General features: G+C 50.1%; 21 protein-coding genes. 10 read left to right on the top strand and 11 right to left on the bottom strand.

The features are described 5' to 3' along the window. Positions 1–12: 12 nt before the first annotated feature. Both QWY27_RS13350 and QWY27_RS13345 read right to left on the bottom strand, forming a co-directional pair. Positions 13–375, bottom strand: a complete 363-nt coding sequence (locus QWY27_RS13350; RefSeq protein WP_290198886.1) for a DUF2237 family protein — start codon at positions 373–375, stop codon at positions 13–15. Continuing rightward, the gene (locus tag QWY27_RS13345; protein ID WP_290198885.1) at positions 372–1,361 is read right to left on the bottom strand and encodes a MerR family transcriptional regulator; all 990 of its coding nucleotides are present in this window, start codon (positions 1,359–1,361) and stop codon (positions 372–374) included. The genes QWY27_RS13350 and QWY27_RS13345 overlap by 4 nt, the downstream gene beginning before the upstream one ends. A 158-nt stretch (positions 1,362–1,519) precedes the next feature. Here QWY27_RS13345 and QWY27_RS13340 point away from each other — a divergent pair, with 158 nt between their 5' ends. From QWY27_RS13340 to QWY27_RS13330, 3 genes are all read left to right on the top strand, one after another. Then, complete coding sequence (locus tag QWY27_RS13340) at positions 1,520–2,062, top strand: RrF2 family transcriptional regulator (protein ID WP_290198884.1); 543 nt, start codon at positions 1,520–1,522, stop codon at positions 2,060–2,062. Continuing rightward, on the top strand, positions 2,034–2,261 hold the full coding sequence (locus tag QWY27_RS13335) for a TIGR03643 family protein (RefSeq protein WP_290198883.1): 228 nt from the start codon (positions 2,034–2,036) through the stop codon (positions 2,259–2,261). Before QWY27_RS13340 ends, QWY27_RS13335 begins: the two co-directional genes overlap by 29 nt. Before the next feature lie 193 nt (positions 2,262–2,454). Beyond that, positions 2,455–3,210 carry a 2OG-Fe dioxygenase family protein gene (locus QWY27_RS13330; protein WP_290198881.1) on the top strand — a complete coding sequence of 252 codons (756 nt, stop codon included), beginning with the start codon at positions 2,455–2,457 and terminating at the stop codon, positions 3,208–3,210. A gap of 24 nt (positions 3,211–3,234) precedes the next feature. On the opposite strand, the gene QWY27_RS13325 is transcribed toward QWY27_RS13330, so the two are convergent. From QWY27_RS13325 to QWY27_RS13310, 4 genes are read right to left on the bottom strand one after another with little or no spacing between them, the layout of a single operon-like run. Continuing rightward, positions 3,235–3,531 (bottom strand): copper-binding protein, encoded by a 297-nt coding sequence (locus tag QWY27_RS13325; protein WP_290198880.1) that lies wholly within the window; start codon positions 3,529–3,531, stop codon positions 3,235–3,237. Next, a complete protein-coding gene (locus QWY27_RS13320; protein WP_353958777.1) occupies positions 3,528–4,028 on the bottom strand; it encodes a cupredoxin domain-containing protein in 501 nt (166 codons plus the stop codon). The genes QWY27_RS13325 and QWY27_RS13320 overlap by 4 nt, the downstream gene beginning before the upstream one ends. Positions 4,029–4,056: 28 nt before the next feature. Further along, a complete protein-coding gene (locus QWY27_RS13315; protein WP_290198879.1) occupies positions 4,057–5,505 on the bottom strand; it encodes a multicopper oxidase family protein in 1,449 nt (482 codons plus the stop codon). Between the two features lie 5 nt (positions 5,506–5,510). After that, positions 5,511–6,848: a TolC family protein gene (locus tag QWY27_RS13310; protein ID WP_290198878.1), complete on the bottom strand. Its 1,338-nt coding sequence runs from the start codon at positions 6,846–6,848 to the stop codon at positions 5,511–5,513. A 186-nt stretch (positions 6,849–7,034) separates the two neighbouring features. Between QWY27_RS13310 and QWY27_RS13305 the strand changes: the two genes are divergently transcribed. Both QWY27_RS13305 and QWY27_RS13300 read left to right on the top strand, forming a co-directional pair. Continuing rightward, positions 7,035–7,724, top strand: coding sequence for a heavy metal response regulator transcription factor (locus tag QWY27_RS13305; protein ID WP_290198877.1), 690 nt, complete (start codon positions 7,035–7,037; stop codon positions 7,722–7,724). Then, positions 7,718–9,064, top strand: coding sequence for a heavy metal sensor histidine kinase (locus QWY27_RS13300; RefSeq protein WP_290198876.1), 1,347 nt, complete (start codon positions 7,718–7,720; stop codon positions 9,062–9,064). Before QWY27_RS13305 ends, QWY27_RS13300 begins: the two co-directional genes overlap by 7 nt. 10 nt (positions 9,065–9,074) lie before the next feature. On the opposite strand, the gene QWY27_RS13295 is transcribed toward QWY27_RS13300, so the two are convergent. Beyond that, positions 9,075–10,220, bottom strand: a complete 1,146-nt coding sequence (locus QWY27_RS13295; protein ID WP_290198875.1) for a hypothetical protein — start codon at positions 10,218–10,220, stop codon at positions 9,075–9,077. Between the two features lie 264 nt (positions 10,221–10,484). Between QWY27_RS13295 and QWY27_RS13290 the strand changes: the two genes are divergently transcribed. Genes QWY27_RS13290 through QWY27_RS13280 form a run of 3 tightly spaced genes read left to right on the top strand, consistent with a single transcriptional unit; the run spans position 10,485 to position 13,496 of the window. After that, positions 10,485–10,751: a DUF1488 family protein gene (locus QWY27_RS13290; RefSeq protein WP_290198874.1), complete on the top strand. Its 267-nt coding sequence runs from the start codon at positions 10,485–10,487 to the stop codon at positions 10,749–10,751. A 21-nt stretch (positions 10,752–10,772) separates the two neighbouring features. Continuing rightward, positions 10,773–11,567, top strand: coding sequence for a substrate-binding periplasmic protein (locus QWY27_RS13285; protein ID WP_290198873.1), 795 nt, complete (start codon positions 10,773–10,775; stop codon positions 11,565–11,567). Positions 11,568–11,570: 3 nt separating this feature from the next. After that, complete coding sequence (locus tag QWY27_RS13280; protein WP_290198872.1) at positions 11,571–13,496, top strand: sensor domain-containing diguanylate cyclase; 1,926 nt, start codon at positions 11,571–11,573, stop codon at positions 13,494–13,496. Here QWY27_RS13280 and QWY27_RS13275 read toward each other — a convergent pair. Both QWY27_RS13275 and QWY27_RS13270 read right to left on the bottom strand, forming a co-directional pair. Then, positions 13,493–16,168: a putative bifunctional diguanylate cyclase/phosphodiesterase gene (locus QWY27_RS13275; RefSeq protein ID WP_290198871.1), complete on the bottom strand. Its 2,676-nt coding sequence runs from the start codon at positions 16,166–16,168 to the stop codon at positions 13,493–13,495. The two genes, QWY27_RS13280 and QWY27_RS13275, sit on opposite strands and share 4 nt — an antisense overlap. A gap of 1 nt (position 16,169) precedes the next feature. Next, on the bottom strand, positions 16,170–17,438 hold the full coding sequence (locus QWY27_RS13270; protein ID WP_290198870.1) for an ABC transporter substrate-binding protein: 1,269 nt from the start codon (positions 17,436–17,438) through the stop codon (positions 16,170–16,172). A 119-nt stretch (positions 17,439–17,557) separates the two neighbouring features. Between QWY27_RS13270 and QWY27_RS13265 the strand changes: the two genes are divergently transcribed. After that, positions 17,558–18,841, top strand: coding sequence for a malonyl-CoA decarboxylase (locus tag QWY27_RS13265; protein WP_290198869.1), 1,284 nt, complete (start codon positions 17,558–17,560; stop codon positions 18,839–18,841). Here the strand turns inward: QWY27_RS13265 and QWY27_RS13260 are convergent. Continuing rightward, positions 18,838–19,785: a patatin-like phospholipase family protein gene (locus tag QWY27_RS13260; protein WP_290198868.1), complete on the bottom strand. Its 948-nt coding sequence runs from the start codon at positions 19,783–19,785 to the stop codon at positions 18,838–18,840. The two genes, QWY27_RS13265 and QWY27_RS13260, sit on opposite strands and share 4 nt — an antisense overlap. A gap of 156 nt (positions 19,786–19,941) precedes the next feature. On the opposite strand from QWY27_RS13260, the gene QWY27_RS13255 reads away from it, so the two are divergent. Beyond that, a complete protein-coding gene (locus QWY27_RS13255; RefSeq protein ID WP_290198867.1) occupies positions 19,942–20,919 on the top strand; it encodes a tripartite tricarboxylate transporter substrate binding protein in 978 nt (325 codons plus the stop codon). 107 nt (positions 20,920–21,026) lie between these two features. Here QWY27_RS13255 and phnX read toward each other — a convergent pair whose 3' ends face one another. Next, on the bottom strand, positions 21,027–21,860 hold the full coding sequence (phnX, locus tag QWY27_RS13250) for a phosphonoacetaldehyde hydrolase (protein ID WP_290198866.1): 834 nt from the start codon (positions 21,858–21,860) through the stop codon (positions 21,027–21,029). Between the last annotated feature and the right edge of the window lies 1 nt (position 21,861).

Genomic DNA, 21,861 nt, shown 5'->3' with positions numbered 1-21,861 from the left:
AAAATCAAAACGCTATGTTCGGCTTGGCGCTGCACAAGACTGCAACCATTCTAGAGAAACGAAATCCAGCGCGCGTTTGTGTGTGGACTCTAGAAAGACCTGTGGCGCCACGCCGGCCTCGAAGGCCTCTTTCCATCTGAGCGCGCAAAGACACCAACGATCTCCCGGCTTGAGGCCCGGAAAGCGATAGTGGGGCATCGGCGTCGTCAAATCGTTGCCACGCTGTTTAGAAAACTCAAGAAACTCCTGAGTCATTTTTGCGCAAATGACGTGGGAGCCCACATCATCTGCTTGAGTATTGCAACAGCCGTCCCTGAAATAGCCTGTTAGCGGGTCGTAGGAGCAGGCGATGAGTTCAGTTCCCAATACATTCATAATTCAATTCCCTCATGTTGCGCGACTTTTTCCAGTGCATGTTCAAACAAGGCCCGGGCCGATCCAGACACGGCAGTCAGGTAAGCGTGCAGTTGTGAATCCTCGGCACTTTTATTCAGACATTCTTGACTGTACTGCTCAAAGCTTGCAAGTTGTGTGATGATCTCCGCAACGTGGCGAGGGCACTCGCACAATACATTGGTTGAGATGCCCGCGACTCTGCTGAGTGTCTCATCGGAATATTTTCGAGCCGGAATCATCGCGCCTGGTGTGACATCGCGAAGGGAGTGCTTGGCATCCACCATCAGCACGGAGCTGATCAGTTCCGCGAGATCAAAGTCGGTGATGGGCTCTCGTCGAACAAGCATGCCAGCCGCGCGCATCGTATGTGCAACGTGCTCTCGTCCGTAGTTATATAGCACGATGATCTGCGTGTTGAGGTTTTGGTTGGTTGCGCGATTTTTATTTGCAATGGTTTCAATATCGCGCAGGACGATTTCATGCAGTGTATTGACCTTGATCAGGAGAATCTCGGCAGGATGCTCAAAATCGCCTGTTTTGGCACTTTCCAGGTCATTAAAGATATGGACCACCTCAATGCCCTTGTCGGGCAAATTGAGCGCAAAACCTTTCGCTTCAACACGCCCTGCCAGCCCCAGACCAATAACAGCGATTTTGACCGTTTGAGCGCGCTGCAGGATCGTCTCTGGGGGATTGACTAGTCGATGTTTGTTGTGGAGTTGGCTCAAGGCCTGTGCGTTGAGGTTTGCGATCGTGCTGATCGCATGGCCTTCGTCGCAAAGTTGTTTGATGAGCGTCGCGCGCAGCAGATCCTCCTCGCCATAGAGCCTGTGCTGCCCCTCGGTTTTGACTGGAGTAAAGGCGGCGTAACGAGATTCCCAGACACGAAGCGTCGGTACAGGAATGCCTGCGAGTTTGGAGATTGCACCGATTCGGTAATGATGCTTTTTTGAGTCTGATGTCATGAACGAGACGAAATTTGAATAATTGAATAGATATTGAATAGATTACAGCATATTTTTATCTTATTTAAATAGTTTTTTATTAAAATGAACAGGAAATGAATAGAAATTAACGTATATTATTGTTTCAAACCTACTCGTCAAATGATAAAGGATGCATTATGAGCGCCAACGAATCCAAGCATGCTCTGAGCCTTGTCGTACTGCTCGCCGGGTTGCCTAACGGTGAGGCTCTGACTACACAAGACCTTGCCCGACATCTCGACTTGTCGGTCTCCTATGTAGAGAATTTGCTGAAAGGTTTGCGTACTCGCCAATTGTTGAAATCGAACCGCGGACCTCGCGGTGGTCATCGTTTTGATGGAGATTTAACGGGTTTGAGTGTTTGGGATGTTGTTTCGATTTTTGGCGGTTCTGATTTGCCACCTGCTGAGCCCAGCGAGAATGGCCATGTGACGGCTTGGCTTGAAGCCGAATACGAGCACATTAAGAATGAATTTTTGAAGTCCGTACCACTCGTGAAGTTGCTTGGTCGTCCCGGCGAAATCGATTTCCTACTCGATTTGGAGTTGGCCGCGGAAGACTTCAAGCCTGTATTGGATACGTTAGCGCTTCAAGCGCTGGGGCAAGAGAATGACTACGCAGACACAGAGCGAAATCTCAAGAATCATCGAGATGGCGTGGGAAGATCGTACGCCCTTTGAGGCGATCAAGCGTCAGTTCGGACTCAACGAGTCTGCAGTCAAGGCTCTGATGCGAGCACATCTAAAGTATTCTTCTTATAAGATGTGGCGTGTCCGGGTAACCGGACGCGTAACGAAACATGCCTCCCGGCGTCCTGCAGAGATGAATGCAGGTGATCGACACACTGCTTCGCTGGGTCAGCCTGCCAGACGGCGTTGATTCAAATCAATATATTGGAAAAATGATGCAAGAAGATCATAGGTGTTGCGGGTCAGGGACCTGTATCATTAACGAGGAAGGGGTATGCTGGTGTGGTCAGCGTTGGGATGGTGAAAAAATGTGTTTTGACACCCCGGCGCCCACCCCCCAAGAGCCCGGTTCAGACAACTAGGCTCTCTTGACCGAGAGTAAAATGTCCATTCAAACATTACAACCGCCGCTCACTGCGGCATCTGCGCTCACCGAAACAATTAAAAAACAGGGTTTTGCTGTCTTGAGCCCTCAGAGTGTGGCGCAGCTCAGCGGCGCGAGCTTGGATGCATTGGATTCTCTCGAGCAGACTTGGACGAATTTGGCGCCGGACGAATATCTCAAAGATGGTGGTCGTTATCGTTACCGGCGTCACAGCAGCTACATCATCCATGGCGAGCAGATTTCAACTGTCGCACATCGTGCGCACTGGCAACCGCTCTCATATAACGCTTTGCATGGAGGCATGCATCGCTGGTTTGAGCCTGTAGAGACGCAAGTTTCGCAGTCATCTGCCTGGCAGGCTTTGCTGCGTTTTCTCGGTCGCGTGGCGAGCGAATTGTATGGTGAGCAGACTTGGTTCGCCGAGGCGCATCAGTTTCGAATAGATACGGCAGATGGCATCGGTCGTCCTACTCCCGAGGGTGCGCACCGCGATGGTGTGCACCTCGTCGCAGTGTTTTTGGTCGGGCGCCATCACATTAAAGGCGGAGAGACTCGGGTGTTCGACATGGCGACGCCTTTCGGACAGCGCTTTACATTGACAGAGCCATGGTCTGTGTTGATACTTGATGACGAGCGCGTGATTCACGAAACAACACCGATCCAGCCCGATGGACAAAATGGCTGGCGTGACACTTTAGTTGTGACGCTACGGGCTCAGTCCTTTCTCGATGATCCCGACTCGATCCAGTCGTGACTGTCTGAGTAGCGTGGGGGAAATTTATTTTTTCTGTATTTTCCCCACGGAATATTGACCATTTGCTTCAAACGCCTCAAACATTATCGTGTCCCCGGGAGCGACTTTTTTGAGTTCAGCGGGTTGTTTCGCCACAAACACCATTGTCATCGGAGGCATGTCGAGCGCTTTAATTTCACCATGTCGAATGGTGATTTTGTTATTGTCCAAATCGATACGCCTGACGACTCCCTCCGCCATTGCTTGAGCAAATGCACTGCCACTGACAGCCAGCGCGCCGAGGAAAAAGGACAATTTAATTATCGATTCATTGACGTTCATTTTTGAGCTCCTGCAAGAACGGTGATCTTGCCTACCATGCCCGCTTCATAATGACCGGGTAACAGGCAAGCAAAATCGAATTGACCTGCGCGATTAAAGTTCCAGATGATGTCAGCACTTTTGCCGGGAGAAACGTGTGCCATATAAGGCTCATCATGTTCCATGTTCGGGTGTTTTTTCATCATTTCAGCATGTGTGTCGAGTTCTTGTTTGGTGCCAATCACCAATTCATGCATGACTTTACCGACGTTTTTGACGGTCAGTCGCACAGTCTCGCCTTGCTTGACTGTAATCTGGTCAGGAACAAAACGCATGGTGTCGAGCATAGTGATTTCGATCGTACGCGTGACAGCTTGCGCATCGCCTCCGATGCCCCATTCTTTTTGCTCTTTCGGCATGGCGTGATGGCCCTTGTGGCCGGCCTGATGAGCCAGTGCGGGAAGCGTGATGGATGAAACAGATAGGCCGATGAGGAGTGGAGCGAAGATTTTTATCATGATGTTAAGCCTCGATAAGCGAGATGAATCAGTGTTTGTGTGTGCCGTTTCCGGATGGATTGGGTTTGCGCACCTGGGCATTGTTTGGGTCGGGTGAAGAAACAGAGGGCTGCATGCCGGGTGATGAAGAGCCCGACTGCGGGGGATTGCCTCTCGTGACTGGAGGCGTCGGACCTTTGTATTCATATGCTTGCGTGCCAGCGGGCTGTTTGTACCAGCCCGGGTCTGAGTAGTCATCGGGTTTGAGATCTTCGCGCACTTTGAGTGTCGTGAACATTCCGCCCATGCCGATTGGGCCATAAGGCCCCGTGCCTGTCATCATGGGAATCGTGTTGGGCGGAAGCTCCATTTCCATCTCTTTCATATCGTACATACCGCGCTCACCCATCACCATGTAGTCCGGTACTACTTTTTGCAGACGGCCGACTAAGCCTTGATGGTTGATGCCAATCATGGTGGGAACGTCGTGACCCATCGCGCCCATAGTGTGGTGACTTTTGTGACAATGCACAGCCCAGTCGCCTGGTTCATCGGCGATAAATTCGATCTGACGCATTTGGCCCACCGCGATATCGGCGGTCACTTCCGGCCAGCGGGCTGTCACTGGGACAGGCCCCCCGTCTGTCCCCGTGACTTCAAACTCTATCCCGTGCACATGGAAAGGGTGGTTTGTCATGGTCAGGTTGCCAATCCTGATGCGCACGCGGTCGCCAAGTTTTGCCACCATTGGAGACAGGCCTGGGTACACTCTGCTGTTGAAAGCCCAGATATTGAAGTCGAGCATGGTGTTGACTTTGGGCGTTTTGCTGCCAGGCTCAACATCAAAGGCATTGAGCAGAATGCAATAGTCGCGATCGACTTCATTAATGAGCGGATGTGGCGCTTTGGGGTGCGTGACCCAAAAGCCCATCATCCCCATGGCCATTTGTGTCATCTCATCGGCATGGGGGTGATACATAAATGTCCCCGGCCGTTTGGCGACAAATTCATACACAAAGGTTTTGCCCACTGGAATAGGGGGCTGATTCAAACCACTAACGCCATCCATGCCATTCGGAAGCCTCTGACCGTGCCAGTGAATCGTGGTTTTTTCGGGTAAACGGTTGGTGACAAAAATACGGACCCGATCGCCTTCGACAACTTCGATCGTGGGACCCGGGCTTTGTCCGTTATAGCCCCACATGTTGACCTTAAAGCCCGGCGACATTTCCCTGACGACGGGCTCAGCGACAAGGTGGAACTCTTTGACACCCTCGTTCATTCGATAAGGAAGTGTCCAACCGTTGAGTGTGACGACAGGGCGGTAGCGCGCTTCAGATCCCTCGGTTTCTGGTCCGCGCCAAGGTGGGGCGGTCGCTGCGCTGGGTTGGTAAATCGGTTCAGGCACGCTCGCAAGCGCATGTTTTCCAACTGTCGTGGCGGTGACGGTGCCGGCCAGACCCAGCAGGGCTTGATGAATAAAGTCTCTACGTTCCATGATTTCTAATGGCCTTTGCCTGGGGATGTGTTGCTTTCCGGACCGCCAATATTGCTCCCTGGGCCTGCATAGGGTGCGCCAGCCAGAAAGGCGCGCATATCTGCCAAGGCGATCCAGAATGATTGCTTGGCTTGTGATACGGCGAGTTCGGACTGCATTTTTGCTTGGGCTTTTGCAATCAAATCCCACGTGCTGATGAACATGCCGTTGTAACGCATCAGTGCCTCATCCTCAGCATTCGCAAAGAGCTGCTGCAACTTGTGAAAAATGTCAGTAGCTTGTGTGTGGGCCGCGCGCAAATGGGCGCGCGCTTGCTGGAGATCAGATTTAGTTTTGATGTGCATACGCAGCGCTTCGGCGCGTGCTTTGATGGCTTTGTCCAGATCATGATTCCAAAGTATTTTGGTGCGATCGAGTGTCGGGATTCTGGCCGTCCAACTCGTGCTTTCACTCAGAATTGAGTCAAGCTGATGGTTCCATTGTTCGAGCATGCCGGGACCCACGATGCGCTCATAATATTGAGCCTCTTTCTCCACTAGACTGTATTGTGGATGACGGGCAAGCAATTCGGAAAGTTGCTGCTCAAAAGGCGTCAATAGTTCGGAGAGGGCGTCCGCGCTGAGCGGTTTAGGCAACTCGTCAGGTAAACGCCATTGTTCCGATCCGATTTGTGAGAACAGTTTTTGTCGAGCATTTAATGCGGCTTGTTCGGCGAGCAATAGTTGGTTACGGGAAGTCTGATAAGTGATCTCGATATCCACGAGTCGGTTGCGGCCCCAGTTGCCCACCTTTTCCATGCGTCTGGCGAGCTCAAGCGAGACGCTCGAAGCGTCAGCGATGCGTTGTTGAATCTTCAGCTGCTCTTTGGCGGCGACCGCTTCAATCCAGAGTTTTTGAGTAGTCTGTAGAACGTTTAATAGCTGAGAATCCCTGGCGAATTTTTCCGGGCCACTAATCGCAAGACCGGAGAGAAGATCGGCGTGCAGTGTCAGAACAGCTTTGCGGGCAGCCTGCTCGGATAGGACCGGAGCTGCCGGATCTTCTTTGTACGTCTTGAGTGCTAAATTTGGATCGACCGCGATTTTTCCGCGCTCTGCCTTGAGCAGATCGATATGTCCTCGGGTGTAGCGGCCGATATCTGAATTTGCATTGCGCCACTGACGGGCATCATTTTGAAGCGGAGCCTGAGCTTGCGCATGGGCAAAATCCGGATTTGCGATTGCCGCTGTGATCGCGACGAGTATCGAGAATGTTTTCAGCCTCGTGAGCTTTTCAGGCTTTGCGACGCATGCCGTTAGATTTGGAAAGAGGAGAATTTTTAAGCGCATCTTTGCTTGTGCCACGCAGGATCCAGAGGGTATGTGTGACTGTAGCGGTTGGCTGGCAATTCTTTGGTGACTGCTACATTACAAAATTGTTATTTTTCAGCTGGAAGGGGTTATCTGGACCGGGTGCTCAGTTATAGTCACTGAAGAATTGGGGGGCGAGAGTCTTGCTCTACATGTAACGGCATTGAGGAGTCGTCGGGCTTGAAGATTTTGATCGTCGAAGATGAGCCTAAAACGGGTGATTACCTTCGCCAAGGCTTGCGCGAAGCGGGCTTTACCGTGGATCTTGTCCAGGATGGTCTGGATGGTTTGCATCTCGGGATTGAGGGTGACCAGGATTTGATTATTCTGGATGTCATGCTTCCGCGTATGGATGGTTGGGGCATTCTTCAGGCCTTGACGCAGGCAGGGATCAATACACCAGTCATATTCCTGACTGCGAAAGACCAAGTTGAAGAACGTGTTCGAGGCCTCGAGCTGGGGGCGGCTGATTATCTTGTGAAACCGTTTTCATTCGCGGAGTTGTTAGCCCGCGTGCGCAATGTGTTGCGACGCGGACCCGCCTCTGTCGAGAATGCCACGTTGCAGGTTGCAGATCTTGAGGTAGATCTGTTGCGACGTCGCGTCACGCGTGGAGGACGCAGAATCGACCTCACCCCAAAGGAATTTGGCTTGCTCGAGTTGCTCGTGCGCCGACAGGGCGAGGTTTTACCCCGATCGCTCATTGCTTCGCTTGTATGGGATATGAATTTTGACAGCGACACTAATGTGATCGAGGTGGCGATGCGCCGATTGCGCGCCAAGGTCGATGAGGGTTTCGATGTTCGCCTGATCCAGACGGTGCGAGGCATGGGTTATGTCCTTGAGGCAAACAAGGGATCTTCATGCTGAGACGTTTGACACTCGTTTCACGCTTGACGATTTTGTATGCGCTGATTTCCGCTCTCGTTCTTTGCGGACTGGGCGTGATGGTGGCGCGAGCAACTTATTCACATTTTGTCGACCTTGATTTAGCGTATTTGCAGGGCAAGGCGAGTCTTCTGCAAAGCTCACTTTCCCAGACATCCGATGCCAGCATGACTCAGCGCTTACTCGCCCAGCAAATGGACAGTCATGAGGGTTTGTATATCGGCCTGGATCCCGGTCAGTCGCATGCGTTGAAGGTGAATGGTGTGGATTTCTCACCTCTGCAGAAAGCCAATATCCGAGGCGATCAGCCCTTTGACTGGCAGACTGGCAATTTGGCATTGCGTGGCATCAAAGTTTCGCTGGCAAACGGTGAATCTTTGCTCTTGGCATTGGATACGCATCACCATACTCACTTTATGACGCAATTGCACATCACGCTTGCCGGATATTTATTGTTCGCTACGCTTCTGAGTGGCTGCTTAGGGTGGTGGGCTGCACGACGCGGTTTGGCGCCGCTGCGCGTGATGCATGAGCGCGTGCGTGAAATTGATTCACGTCAGTTGAATGTCCGCATGCCGACAACGGACAGTTCAGTCGAATTGGCTGAACTCGGCCAAGGCTTGAATTTGATGCTCGAGCGGCTGGAGAAAGACTTTGAGCGACTCTCGGAGTTTTCTAGCGACCTGGCGCACGAGTTGCGTACGCCCATCACTAACCTGTTGACGCAGACGCAGGTGACGCTGACGCGCGATCGGGATGTCGAGGCGTATCGCGACATTTTGGCTTCGAATGCAGAAGAGTTTCAGCGTTTGGCGCGTATGGTGTCAGATATGCTCTATCTAGCTAAAACTGAGCACGGACTTGAGTTACCGAATCGCGAGTCAGTTGATCTTGGGCGAGAGGTCCGGGCGCTCTTTGATTTCTATGAAGCCGTTGCGGAAGAAGCTGGTGTCGGGCTGTCGTTGTCCGGCGAGGCAACCATAGCCGGTGATCGTCTGATGATTCAGCGCGCGATTGGCAATCTTCTTTCCAACGCGCTGCGTCATGCGCGTACGGAGTCGCAGGTCTCTGTCAAAATCGAGTGCTTGTCCGATGTGATTGAGCTATCGGTCATGAACCAAGGCTCGCCCATCGATCCTCTGGATATGCCGCGCTTGTTTGATCGTTTTTTTAGAACCGAAAAATCCCGACCACATCCTGCGCATAGTGGCACAGGCCTCGGTTTAGCCATCACACAATCGCTGATGGTTGCGCATGGTGGTTCCGTGCGCGTGCGTTCTGATCAAAAAAATACCAGCTTTACGCTGGCATTTCCTCGCTAGTGCATTCTGGCTACTTGCGTCGCGCCACCATCAGCACATAGTTACCATCTTTGTAGTAGCCCACGCGAAAGTTTAAAGGTTGGACATCCTTACGTTGTGCGTAAGCCTGGACCAGATCGCCGTGGTAGTTCAGAAAAGCGTGATGGGCAATGACAAATTTTCCAAAGAGTGCCGTGTCAAAGTTTTTGCTCAAAGCCGTGTAGTTGATTCCGGTTTCATCTTGAACAACAAAAGGCGCGTTGTCTAACACTGCACGGGCAATTAGATTGAAATTGGTGTTTTGTGGAAGGTGCGATGCTGCTTTGAAAAGGGTGGGGTTCGCTGAAATCTGCTGGATGAACTTGAGGTGATCAGGCGCAGCTTGCAAACCTTCGTTGGAGAGGTCAATTCTGAGATAGTCCAGGATAATCGGGCGGCCATTCTTAGTGGCATTGAAACGCACCGAGTTCCAGAGTGGAGTGTTCTGAGGCAGCTCTTCGATTTCGCCATTTTGTCCAACTTTGATTGGGGTGACCCGCTCAATGTCAAAGCCTTGCAGCTTCAGGAAAATCGCGAGGAAGGTGCTTGCGCCAATTTTCCCTTTGCTTGCGTAGTAATAACGCTCAAGATAGGACGTCACAAAAAAGCCATGCGTGCCATAAAGCTGCCAAGCTGAAGTGAGTTGTTCGAGGCTTTGATCTGTAATCAGTGGGGAGTACGCTCCGAGATCCATTGGTTTGCCCGCATGCTGCATGGCCACCATGACGTAGCGTTTAGCCTCGGGAAACAGTTGGTAAACGGTGGTGAAGTCCGGTCCCGAAAAAGGATAGAAAACGGTCTCTGTTGCGATGCCAATGTTTTGCTTGGCCCAGTCCATCATCGGCACACCAATTTTTTTGGTGTATTCCGCCCAGTTATTTTCAACTTCTTTTGTGTAGATTTTCCATTTCAAGTTATCGCGTATCGGGCTGGGTAAACCAGTCGCAGGTTCCTTGCCGGTCAGGAGCAACGCCATATCGTGCAGTTGTGCAGGCGTCATGGCTTGCACGGGGGACGTTTGTGTGGGCGCTTGATTTTGAATGGGCGCCGGGGCAGGAGATTGCGCGTAGGAACCTATTGTGGAGGTGAGCGTCAAAAGCAACAGGGCGATTTGTCTGCGGAATGTAGTCGTTATCATTGTTATCAAGGGAGTTAAGGTGTGTATTTCTCTCAAAGCGGGATTTTAGATTAAATCGATTCAATTCCGACAAACACGTCCTTTGTCTTAAGTAAAACCGTTATAACTTTTTTCATAAAATACCGCGGGTATTAACTTAGTTACAATCTTCTCAGTTTTATTTAGTGTTCTTATTGATGCCTGGGTTAATAGGCGTTTTTGTGCTGGCTAGTCAAAATGTCGCACAACAAAAGTTTAAAAATACTCATTTCTGAGGAAGGGAGCATGAAAATCGAATTTATCGGACCTGCTGTGAAGGCCGAAGACGATGGTGTGATGTTTTTAGCGAAAGTCGACGGTCGCCACGTTCAGTGTCACTTCACCTTTGAGGCTCTGGAGGATATCGATCCTGACACGCTCCAAATTGACCCGCTCCAGCAATTTGAATCTCACAAACTCAAACTCCTATCGATCGCCGAGAGCAAGCTTTTAAAAGGTTTGGCGATTAAAGATCGTTTAACCGTCTACACCAGCGACCTGCGCCTGGACTGATCATCAACACCTGACTCTTATATGAAAATGATTCTGAAAGGTTTGGCGTCTTCGCTGCTGATGGGAGCGTGTCTGTTCGGTCAGGCACATGCCGATGTTTTATCTGATATCCAAAAATCAGGTGAATTAAAGGTTTGCATTTGGCCGGAGTATTTCGGTATCAGCTATCAAAATCCCAAGACACGTAGCCTGCAAGGAATCGATATCGATATGTCTGAGGCCTTGGCCGCTCATCTGAAGGTCAAGCTCAAGTATGTACTGACAAATTTTGCCAAGGTGATGCACGATGTTGAGTCGGGTGTCTGCCAAATCGCAATGATGGGTGTGGGCATCACACCTGATCGTCAAAAGAGGGTTGATTTCTCTGCGCCTTATTTGCGAAGCGACATTATGTTCGTCACCACCCGTTCCAATAAGGCGCTGAATAAAATTGAGGATGTCGATCAGGCAGGGATAGTGATCGCCGTGCAAAAAGGCACCTTGATGGAAAACTTTCTCGCCAACAAACTCAAGCAAGCAACCTTGAAGGTCACCACGGCGCCGGGTGAGCGTGAAAAGGAAGTCGAGCTTGGCCGGGCGGATGCCTTTGCGACTGATTTTCCTTACAGTCAGCGCATGCTGCTTAATACCGACTGGGCCCGTGTGATTGCTCCCTCGCAACCGTGGGAACTGACAGACTATGCCTATGCTGTGAAAAAGGACGAAAAGAAATGGCTCGCCGAGATCAATACCTTCCTGGCACAGGCGAAGTCAAACGGTACTCTTGAGCGTGCGGCCAAGCGAAACAATTTGCTGCCAATACTCGTCAAGGATTAATCGTTGGAACCCAACCAGACGCTAGCGCTGAGCCCGCGTGTTGCTAGAAAGCTGTTCTTGCTGGGTTGGTTCACGCTCATAGTCTTGTTATGGGGCTTTTATTTCTTTGCCGATCACCGGGCGACTACCGCGTTTGAGCGAAATTTGATTCGCACGACGGTAACGGAAGCAATCGTGCTTGACGATCATATCGAACGCTCGGTTGCAGGTGTTTTCAATAGTCTTTTGTCTGTTCAGGCATTGGCTCAATTGATGCCGATCAACTTGTCTCAGCTTGACTCACACGAGCTAGGAAAATTGATAGCAGATGATCTCTCAGTTCGCAGTGTGTCGTTGCTCGACAAAGATGCAAAAGTCATTGCAAGTTCGAATCCCGAAAATATTGGTTTGAGTGTGCCGGTCTCGATGCTCGGTCAAACTGTTGCACAAGCGGCTGAAATCGAAGTGCCTGTTCCTCAGTTGCATGCTGTTCAACCCTACCGCGATCTATCCGATCTTGCGGGGCAACGCCCATCAAAAACACAAAGTTTGATGTTTGCTTCTTTACCTTTTAAAAAAAATAATGTGCCATATTTACTAATGGCCACGATCAACATAGGCTTATTTGAAAACCTCTGGGAACGCATTGGCCATAACGAAGCCACTGAAATCGCCTTGATGGGCTTCAATGGGGAGATCTTATTTTCTCATGACACCCAGAAGATCGATCATCAACGGCTGAGTGCGGACTTACTCAAGCGAATCGAATCCAGACAAATCGGTCATTTTTATTTTGGTGAGAGTGATCAATATTTGGTGGTGTATCGGGCGACTAGCCAGCACCCCAAAATATTCGTCACGATCACCAATCGCGATGCATTGAGTGGACCGTTGCGCGAGGAGGAGAAAGATCTACGACAACTCGCCTCGGGTTTGACGGTGCTGTTCTCTGTATTGTTCTGGCTGATTTATATTTGGTATCGCCGCTACGAAAAGGCGGTGACGTATTCGAGCAATCTCTTGCGAGGCATTACTGCGCACGTGATGATGACCCGCTCCGATCTCGAGGGCTCCATCGTTGAGGCCAATGAACCATTTCTGACGGTTACGGGATACACGCTAGACGAGGTGATCGGTCAAAATCACCGAATCTTCAGTAGCGGCACCCAGTCCATGGATTTTTATCGCACGCTTTGGGAGACTATTACGAAGGGAGATATCTGGAAGGGTACTTTTCGTAATAAAACCAAAAGTGGTGAACCCATTTGGGTCAATGCGACAATCATTCCCTATCGTGATCAGTGGGGTCAAGTGCTTCACTACACCGCACTATTTAGCGATATCACTAAAGCAATCCAGATTTCTGAGCGGTTTGAACGTGAGCGCAAACAGCGTGAGTCCTTGGAGCAGATGAATCATGCGCTGCGTACTGATCTAAACCTTGACCATCTGACTAGTCTGGCTAATCGAAGGGGCTTGGATCAGTTTCTCGAAGAGTTGGAGCGTCAACCGGAATATTCGGATGCCCCCTTTGCAATGTTGATGCTTGATTTGGATCATTTCAAGCATGTCAACGACACTTGGGGGCATGACGTCGGCGATGAGGTCCTCAAGGAGGTCACGCATCGTTGGGCCTCTCAGATCAGATCTTCTGACATGCTGGCACGTTTTGGGGGGGAGGAGTTTATCGCTGTATTGAGTCGTACCGATCAACAAGGCGCTGAAATCGTTGCTGAAAAAATCCGCCGTGTGACGCAGCAAAAGCCTGTCATTATTCATCGGGACGGCACGCAGCTCACTGTGCCGATCACAGTTAGTATTGGTATCGCGTTAAGTAGCCAATTGAAGGGCGCAGAGCTTAAACAGATGTTCAGGGCAGCTGATAATGCGTTGTATGAGGCTAAACATTACGGGCGCAACTGCGTACGAAGCCGGACGATAGAGGGTTAGATATCTTCTTCTTTGGGTTCAATAAACTGAGGTAGCTTGAGGATTTCAACTAGGGGCATGGCTCGTGCATACAGAAAACCCTGCGCAATTTCGCATCCGTTTTTAAGCAGCTCTTCGCGTTGAGTCATCGTCTCTACACCCTCTGCGATCGTCTCTAGCCCGAGAGAAGTCCCCAAGGCGATGATGCTTTTAATGATTTTCTGGTTTGCTTTTTCTTCGATGTCACGCACAAAAGAGCGATCGATTTTGAGCTTATGAAAAGGCAAATTTCCCAGTCTTGAAAGAGAAGAGTAGCCTTTACCAAAATCATCAATCGCTAACCTTAAGCCCATTCCTATCAGCGTCTGTAGTTGAAGATGTAACTGGATTGTTTGGGTGTTGTGCGAGAGGTCTGATTCGGTGAGTTCGAGTACGATCCCTTCGAGTGAATCTTCGTCATTTTCAAGTTTGTTCGAGAAGAAGTTTGTAATTTCGCGTTTAACAAAAAAATGTGGCGAAATATTGACTGCGATTGTCACATCTTTGAAGATGGATCTGATTGATTTCTTGTCCTCGATCACTTTTTCGAGAATGGCCACGGTGATTTCGTTGATTAAATTGGTTTGTTCGGCGATCGCAATGAATTCCTCGGGCGAGATCGGTCCAAGCTCGGCATCACTCCATCGGGCGAGCGCTTCAAAGCCGATAATGCGCCCCGTGACGAGATCGACACAAGGTTGGTAGTGGGGGATGATGAGGCCGCGCTTGAGTGCGTAGGTGAGTTTTTCATGAACCGTATTCAGTCTTTGGGCTTTGGCCTGAATATTTTTACTGTACCAGACGAGTTGTGAACGCCCGATCTGCTTGGCCAGACGTAGGGCCATATCCGCAGCGGTCAAGATGCCGTTGAGATCCTGTGCATCGACTGGGTACATGGCGGCCCCGGCGCTAAAACTTGTCTGAATCAGTCGGGGTTCACTGATTCCCGCATCGAGCGTGAACGCGTGCGACATTTGTCGCAGATCACGAACTAGGTGGGGTATTTTTTGTGTGTTCTGAATCAGGGCGATAAACTCGTCTCCAGAGCGACGACACAAGAATGTTCCCTCAGGTAACGATGCGCGCAAGTGTTCGCTCAGCTTGATGATTGCAAGATCACCTTCCTCGTGTCCGAACTTGTCATTGATGATCTTCAGATTGTCGAGATCGATGAAGATCAGCGCGCAGGAAAAGTCTTTGTCGGGATGAGAAAAGAGAGGCGTGATGTGATCGACAAAGGAACGATAATTTGGCAGACCAGTGAGCTGATCGTTATAACTCAGTTCACGTAATTGATTTTCAGCGTCTTTAATCTTGCTGATATCCGAAAAAAGCGCCACGTTACCCAGATCTTTACCATTTTCAGCACGCAACCTGGAGGCTGACAGCATGACAGGGATGAGCTGGCCGCGGGCCCCCTTAAAATAAGTCTCGCCTCGCCATTCGCCATAACGATCAATACTCTTGGCGATCACGCTTTGGGCAGATCCTTCAGTCATGGCCGTGTTGTGAATATCTCTGTAGAGCATGCCCGACTGTTGACCCAGCAAATCCTCTTTGCGATGCCCTGTCATTTTAAGCAGGGCTGGATTGACATCAATGATGTGGCCGTTCATATCCGTCACCATGATGGCCTCAGCTGCGTGATCAAAAATTCGCGAGAAGGTCAATAATTGTTGATTGAGAGATTGTTGTGCACTGAGTATTTGTTGCAGCGACTGAAACAGGTTAGAGATTTCGTCATCGTAGCCATCATTGACAATCGTAACCTCTTTGCCCGCGACAATCTCACGTGCGCGATCCAGCAGGGAATTGAGTCTGAGGGTGGTGGAGCGTGCAAAGCTGAGTGACCATTTTTTTAAACGCTGCAACAGTAGCCAGCCCGCTGTCACCATCAGCAAAAAACCGAAAACGATGATGAGTTGGGAGTAGACGGCAGATTGTTCGACCGTTACGTGCAGGGCAAGTCTCTGGTTACCGGCTGGTACGATAAAGTTGCTGTAAACATGTTGTATCCAAAAGCCTTTACGAGTGGGGCTTGAGGGTGAATCGGGTGTGCCTAGGTGAACAAATACATCGGTGGGTAATCCCATGCCCGTGATGAGTTTGTTCAGATCAAAACTAATCAGTAGAAAACCAAGCGGCGTGTCAGCAAACGGGGCATTGACAACCAGTGTCGTATAAAGCGCTGTTTGGTCATTTTGACCTTTTTCAACGAAGTACTGGGCTTGATTGGTTTTGACTGTTTTGTTAATGAGTTGCTGGAGACCTGCTTTGTTAAGGTCAATGGATCGACTATCCACAACGGGTCGACCTTTGTAGTCCAGTAATTCAATTTTGTGAATGGCACTTTGATTGATTTTCAGTAAAAGCGGCTCGAGGTAGGCTTCACGCCCAACTGAATCAGTCAGAGCAGTCCATAACAAGGAAGATCCGGCCAATGCCGAAGCTTCACGTAATGTTCCAGAAATCTCTGTGCTGATTTTTGTTTGAACCAGATCCTGGACGTGATCAAGTTTGTTCACGCGGTAGATGTACAAACTGACGACGGCAATGACCAAGACTGCGAGGGCCATAAGCGTCAAAGACCAACCGACAATGCCGATTAGCTTTTTTTCAATTTGATACTGGAGTGAATCCTTGGGTTGCGTCATATCAGTTGAGTGGAATCAAAGCACCTTGCGGCGTGAGCTTGACGAACAAGACAGAAGACGCATCCAAAGCATCATGGCGAGTCGGTGTAAAGGCCGGGGCATAATCCTTGATGGCGCCCTGATAGTTTGGCAGTCGCTCCAATGCTGCTCGAATATCCGGGCCGCGCGAGCTTTGCGCGATTTCGACCGCCATGGCAACGAGTCGAGCGGCATCATAGGCCTGAGCAATACCAACAGGACTTGGAATGTCTGCAACCTGAGCATATCCACCGGACTTGAGTGCGGCCTGAGCAAGTTTGACCGCCAAGGGTCGAGAGTTGTTCACGAAGCTAAAGGTTTGAATCACGTCAAATCGGACAGCATTCAGGTCTTCACCGACTAATTCATGCAGGATACCGCCGACAGTCCCCCAGTGGGCGACGACAGGGAGACGCTCATTGACGGGTCGACGGGCAATTTCCTTGATCAGGATGGCGGCTTCTCTCTCATTGCCCACAAAAAGCAGCGCTCGAGCATCATTTTTCAAACATTGTGTGTATGAGGCTTCAAAGCTTGTGTCGCCCCAGTTGTACCAGCGAATAACAGGAAATGCGAGACCGAGTTCGCCAGCTTGATTTTTGATCACGGAATCAGAGGACCGGCCCCATGCTGTATTGGGCAAGATGGCGCATGCGGCGGAAACGTTGAATTCATCAGCAATGCGTCGAAGCATTGCTGTGACGCCCCAGCTGTCTTTGAGAGAAACCCTAAACGCATAGGAAGGGTTGTAACTGATTTCAGTGATTTGATCTGCCGATCCCCATACACTGATGATTGGCATTTGAAGACGCTGTGCCTCAACGAGCGATTCAACTGTGACAGGGCTGTATTTGCCTCCAAATACTGTCACCATATCCTTGTGCTGCGCAAGTTCGATGAAGTTGTCTTTGCCTCGTGCGGTGACCCCTTTGTTATCAGTTGTCAGGAGTTTGACGGGCCGCCCGCCTAAAACACCTCCTGCCGCATTGATATCTTCGATGGCTTGAAGCAGACCAAATTCAATCGCTTTGGCTGCAGTATTGGTTTTTTGACCATAAGCACCGTCGAAACCCAGATAGATTGGAGGGGCGTTCGGATCGGCTGGGGTGGGTTGTGCCGCGGGTGAAGGCGAAGGTGCTTGTTGAGGGGGAGAGTTTTGAGCCTGAGACGTTGTCAGAAACGCAAAGCCCATCAACAAATAAAAAATCGCTTGCCTTGATAACTTGAGCAAGGCATTTCTTGTTGAGATCATGATTCAGTCTCTCGGGGTGTCATGGTGGCGTGATCATTGACACGCATAGTCGATGCAAACACAGATCATAAAGAATCATGTTAACTTGATTTGCACGCAAGAAAATGGAGAAATTCCTTATGTTTGAACGGTTTATCAGAGGACGGTCGCTTGAGGCCGCAAAAAAAACAGCCCTGAGTCTTCTTTCCGAGAAAGGCGAGGCGAATGCTCAAAGTATGGCGGCCAAGCTTTTGGAGTCCTTTCACTCTCTAGACCGTTCGGATCAGTTGAGTTTTTTTGAATTTATGGCTGTAAGTTTTAGTCCGGATCCCACAGCCGTATTAGCGGCCGCACAACGCTATGCCGATCGTCCGGATCATGCAAGCTTGAATAATTTATTCCGTACGGTTGAGCCCGCCCGTCAGGAGTTAATGCGGCGTTTAAATCGAGCGGTAGGGGGGACGCACGCGATTGTGCAAATGCGCGAACGTTTACTGAGTCACCTGAAAGCGCACCCTGGGCTCAAATCGGTTGATTCAGACATCCAGCACGTGTTTAGCTCTTGGTTCAACCCTGGGTTTTTAGAGCTTCATGAAATCACCTGGTCTTCGCCTGCCATCTTGCTGGAAAAAATCATCAAGCATGAATCGGTTCACGCCATAGATGGTTGGGACGATTTGCGACGCCGACTCCAACCCGATCGCCGGTGTTTCGCTTTTTTCCACCCCCAGTTGCCCGGGGAACCTTTGATTTTTGTCGAAGTGGCGCTTGTTCCAACGATTGCCCGTGAAGTGGGCCCTCTATTGGATAAAAAGGCAGTACCACTTGAGGCAAAGAAATTTAAAACAGCGATTTTTTATTCGATCAGTAATTGCCAGCCCGGCTTAAAGGGCGTTTCTCTTGGAAACTTTCTGATCAAGCGCGTCGCTGAAAAGATTCAGCAGGAAATCCCTTCTGTTAAAACTTTTTGCACATTATCTCCAATCCCAGGTTTTACAAAATGGCTGGACTCAGGCGTTAAAACAGAACAGTTTGAGCTACCGTCAGCTAAACGGGTCAAAGTTGAAGAGGCTTTCAAGCTTTTGCGTGCAAAAGGGCAGCCTTGGGCCAAGACTCTTGCGGGCGGCTGGTCCAGCTTGCATGCAAGCGATGAGGAAAAGGCTGCCTTGATGCGCTTATGTTTTATTTACCTCACTCAGGAGACTTGCAACAAGGACGGTGATGCGGTGGCGAAATTTCACCTTTCGAACGGCGCGCAACTCTACAACATCAATTGGGCTGCGGATCTGTCTAAAAAAGGGGTGGCGCAGTCAAGTAGCTTGATGGTGAACTATCTCTATGAACTGGACGAGGTGGAAAATAATCACGAGGCGTTTGTAAACAAGACTGTTGTGTACGCCAAAAGTCTTGAGAAGCTTGTTTAGGCCGTTTCGTAATTTTTCATTAACAAGCGGATAGCGGGGAGCATTTCAAGCGCGGCTTGCTCTCCCGCTTTGATCGCATGTGCGCCGCGATGAAAATCCATCGCTGCGGTGTCGGCAAGATCCGGTCGGATCATTAAGTCTGCGGGTTCATGCAGCAGTCTGGTCTCTGAGATCTGGACTTGCATGATGTTGAGACTTGTCGTGAGCACGTCCAGCATGGAGGGTAAATCTGAGCCATTGCTTGCAGACAGGGGACCTCTGCTTGAGGGCCGAAACCTGCTGAGAATAGCTTCTATGACGCTGCTGGACAGCGAGGGTGGGATGTCGGATCCACCCAATCCAGAGGCTTCAGTTATTTCATCGCCTGAAATCCTGTTGCGACGACCGACAAGATTCCAGTTCAGATCGACTGCTATTACGATTTGAGCACCCATGGCCCTGCAAAGCGAGACGGGGATCGGATTGACGAGTCCGCCATCGACAAGCAGTCGGCCTTCTTTCATTTGAGGGGTGAAGAGGCCTGGCAAAGCAATCGATGCGCGAACCGCCTCGATGACTTTTCCCTCTTTTAACCAGACCTCATTGCCGTTTCCAAGGTCGGTCGCGACGCAACCGAACTTTTTGGGCAGGTGTTCGATCCCCTCATCTTTAAACTGTTTGCTAAAAAAATCGATGAGCTTACCGCCTTCGATTAACCCACCGCCCATTCTGAGATCAATGAGGTTAATCACCGCTTGCCAGTTCAGTGTCTTGACCCAGTCGTGCATACCCTCAAGTTGCCCGGCTGCATAAGCAGCTCCCACTAATGCTCCAATTGACGTTCCGCAGACGATGGGCGCAGAGATTCCTTCTCGCTCAAGGACACGTAATACGCCGATGTGTGCCCAGCCGCGTGCAGCACCGCTGCCCAACGCAAGACCAATCAGTGGAGTGGATGTAGTCAAAAGAAGCCTCAGAGAAAAAATATCCGTAACCTCTATAAGGATAACCGTTTAAACCTAGGGTTTATCGGGAGGCAGAGGGCTTGCAATCGGTTTAAACTAATGAGTCGTGAAAGCTGATAGTGTTTTCAAATAAATTTAAGCAAGGAGTTCAACGTGGTGAATAAACTCATTCGTAATGTCGGCTTGGCCCTTGGTGTACTAGCGGTTGCCGCTTCACCGATCGCTTCGGCCCAGCAGTGGCCTGTGAAGCCTGTGACTTTTGTTTCGCCATTCCCTCCTGGTGGTTCAGTTGACCCGCTTGCGCGCTTGTTCGCAGCCAAGCTGTCTGAAGCGTTGGGTCAGCAGTTTATCGTTGAGAACCGCACCGGTGCATCGGGTTCAATCGGAACAGGTTACGTTGCGAAAGCTCCTGCTGATGGCTACACCTTTGTCTTTGTGTTTGATACGCATGCGACCAACCCATATTTGTTGCCCAAATTACCCTATGACACTGTCAAGGATCTGGCACCTGTCATGCTGGTCGGTACCGCACCGATGGCATTTGCGACAGCACCTTCCAAACCTTACAAAACTTTTGGCGACTACGTGAAGGCAGCCAAAGCCAAGCCTGATACAGTGAGCTATGGCTCGGTCGGTAGTGGCAGCCTTGGTCACCTGGCGATGACCTTGCTTCAGAAAGACGGTGGTTTCAAGGTGGTGCACGTTCCCTACAAAGGCGGCGGACCAATGTCTATTGACATTATGGGCGGACAGATCGATGGTGGTATTGGTTCCATCGCCGTGTTGGGTAACCACATCCGCAGCGGTAAGATGCGCGCGTTGGCTGTAACGGGCGAGACGCGTGCCGCATCCTTGCCTGACGTCCCCACGATGGCGGAATTAGGCTTCAAAGGCTTTTCAGCCGAAGCATGGTGGGCTGTCTATGCTCCCGCTGGCACACCCAAGGCGATTATTGACAAGCTCAATGCCGAAATGGTCAAAATCACCAAGCAGCCAGATGTCTACAAGCAGTTGACAGAAGTCCAAGGGATGAACTTAAAGGCTAGCACACCCGAGGCGCTCGGCAAGTTCACAGCATCCGAAATGGATCGCTGGTCAAAGGTCATCAAGGAAAACAACATCAAGCCTGATTAATCCAAGATGTCAGTTTGAATGCACAGTTGTCTCGCTGTGTAACAAAACGCCCTTGAATAATTCAAGGGCGTTTTTTTTGAATGATTGGTGCGCTCGAACACCGCTTTCTAGGCTGCAGACTCGTACTGAGACTTTAAACGCAATTTGTCAATTTGCTGTAAAACTTTAGGCAGGTCAGCGACAGTGTCAATAAGAAAATTTGGCTTAGCGACAGACAATTTTTCAGAAACCCGTGCGCGAATCAAATCCTTTTCGTAGTCATCCAAGTCGGTCCATTCTGAATGAGTCAGGCCTGCTTCATTACCGCTCGCGATCACACCGACTGTCCAGCAGCCACTGTTATATCCCTCAAGTAATCCTGGAACTGTATCGTCAACTTTGATGACAGATGTCGCGGGCCAAACATTAAGATCCAAAAAGCATCTATACATCCCGAGCGGACTTGGGCGGGACTCATGAAGATCGTCAGCGCATACTAGATTGTCCGGAATGAAGCCCTGTTGTTTAACAAGGGGCAGCAGAGTGTTCATGATTTGTCGATTGTAGCCAGTGGTGGTGCCGATTTTGATCCCTTGACTACGCAAAATATCGAGTGTCGATAAAAATCCAGGAATAAGCTGAGCGTGATCTGCAACGGTCGCGGCATTCATTGGAGTAAAAATAGCGTAAAGCTCATCAGTATCCGAATCTGTAAACGGACGTTTATATTTTTGTTGCCACTGCTTAATGATGTGAGGTAAGTTCCCAAGCGCGTTGATATGTTTCCATTTGGGAAGTCCCATCGGGCCGCGAGCATCTTCAATGCTAAGATCGATGCCGTATTGCGCGAACAGACGAACAAACGCATGCATGGGAGCATGGCTTCCAAAATCGACGATTGTGCCTGCCCAATCGAATATCACAGCACTGATACTCGGATTTTTATAAACGTGATTACTCAAT

The sequence above is a fragment of the Zwartia vadi genome (assembly GCF_030410375.1).
Lineage (GTDB): Bacteria > Pseudomonadota > Gammaproteobacteria > Burkholderiales > Burkholderiaceae_B > Zwartia > Zwartia vadi.
The sequence above is the reverse complement of the archived record's forward strand: the minus strand, read 5'-3'. Positions and strand labels throughout refer to the sequence as shown.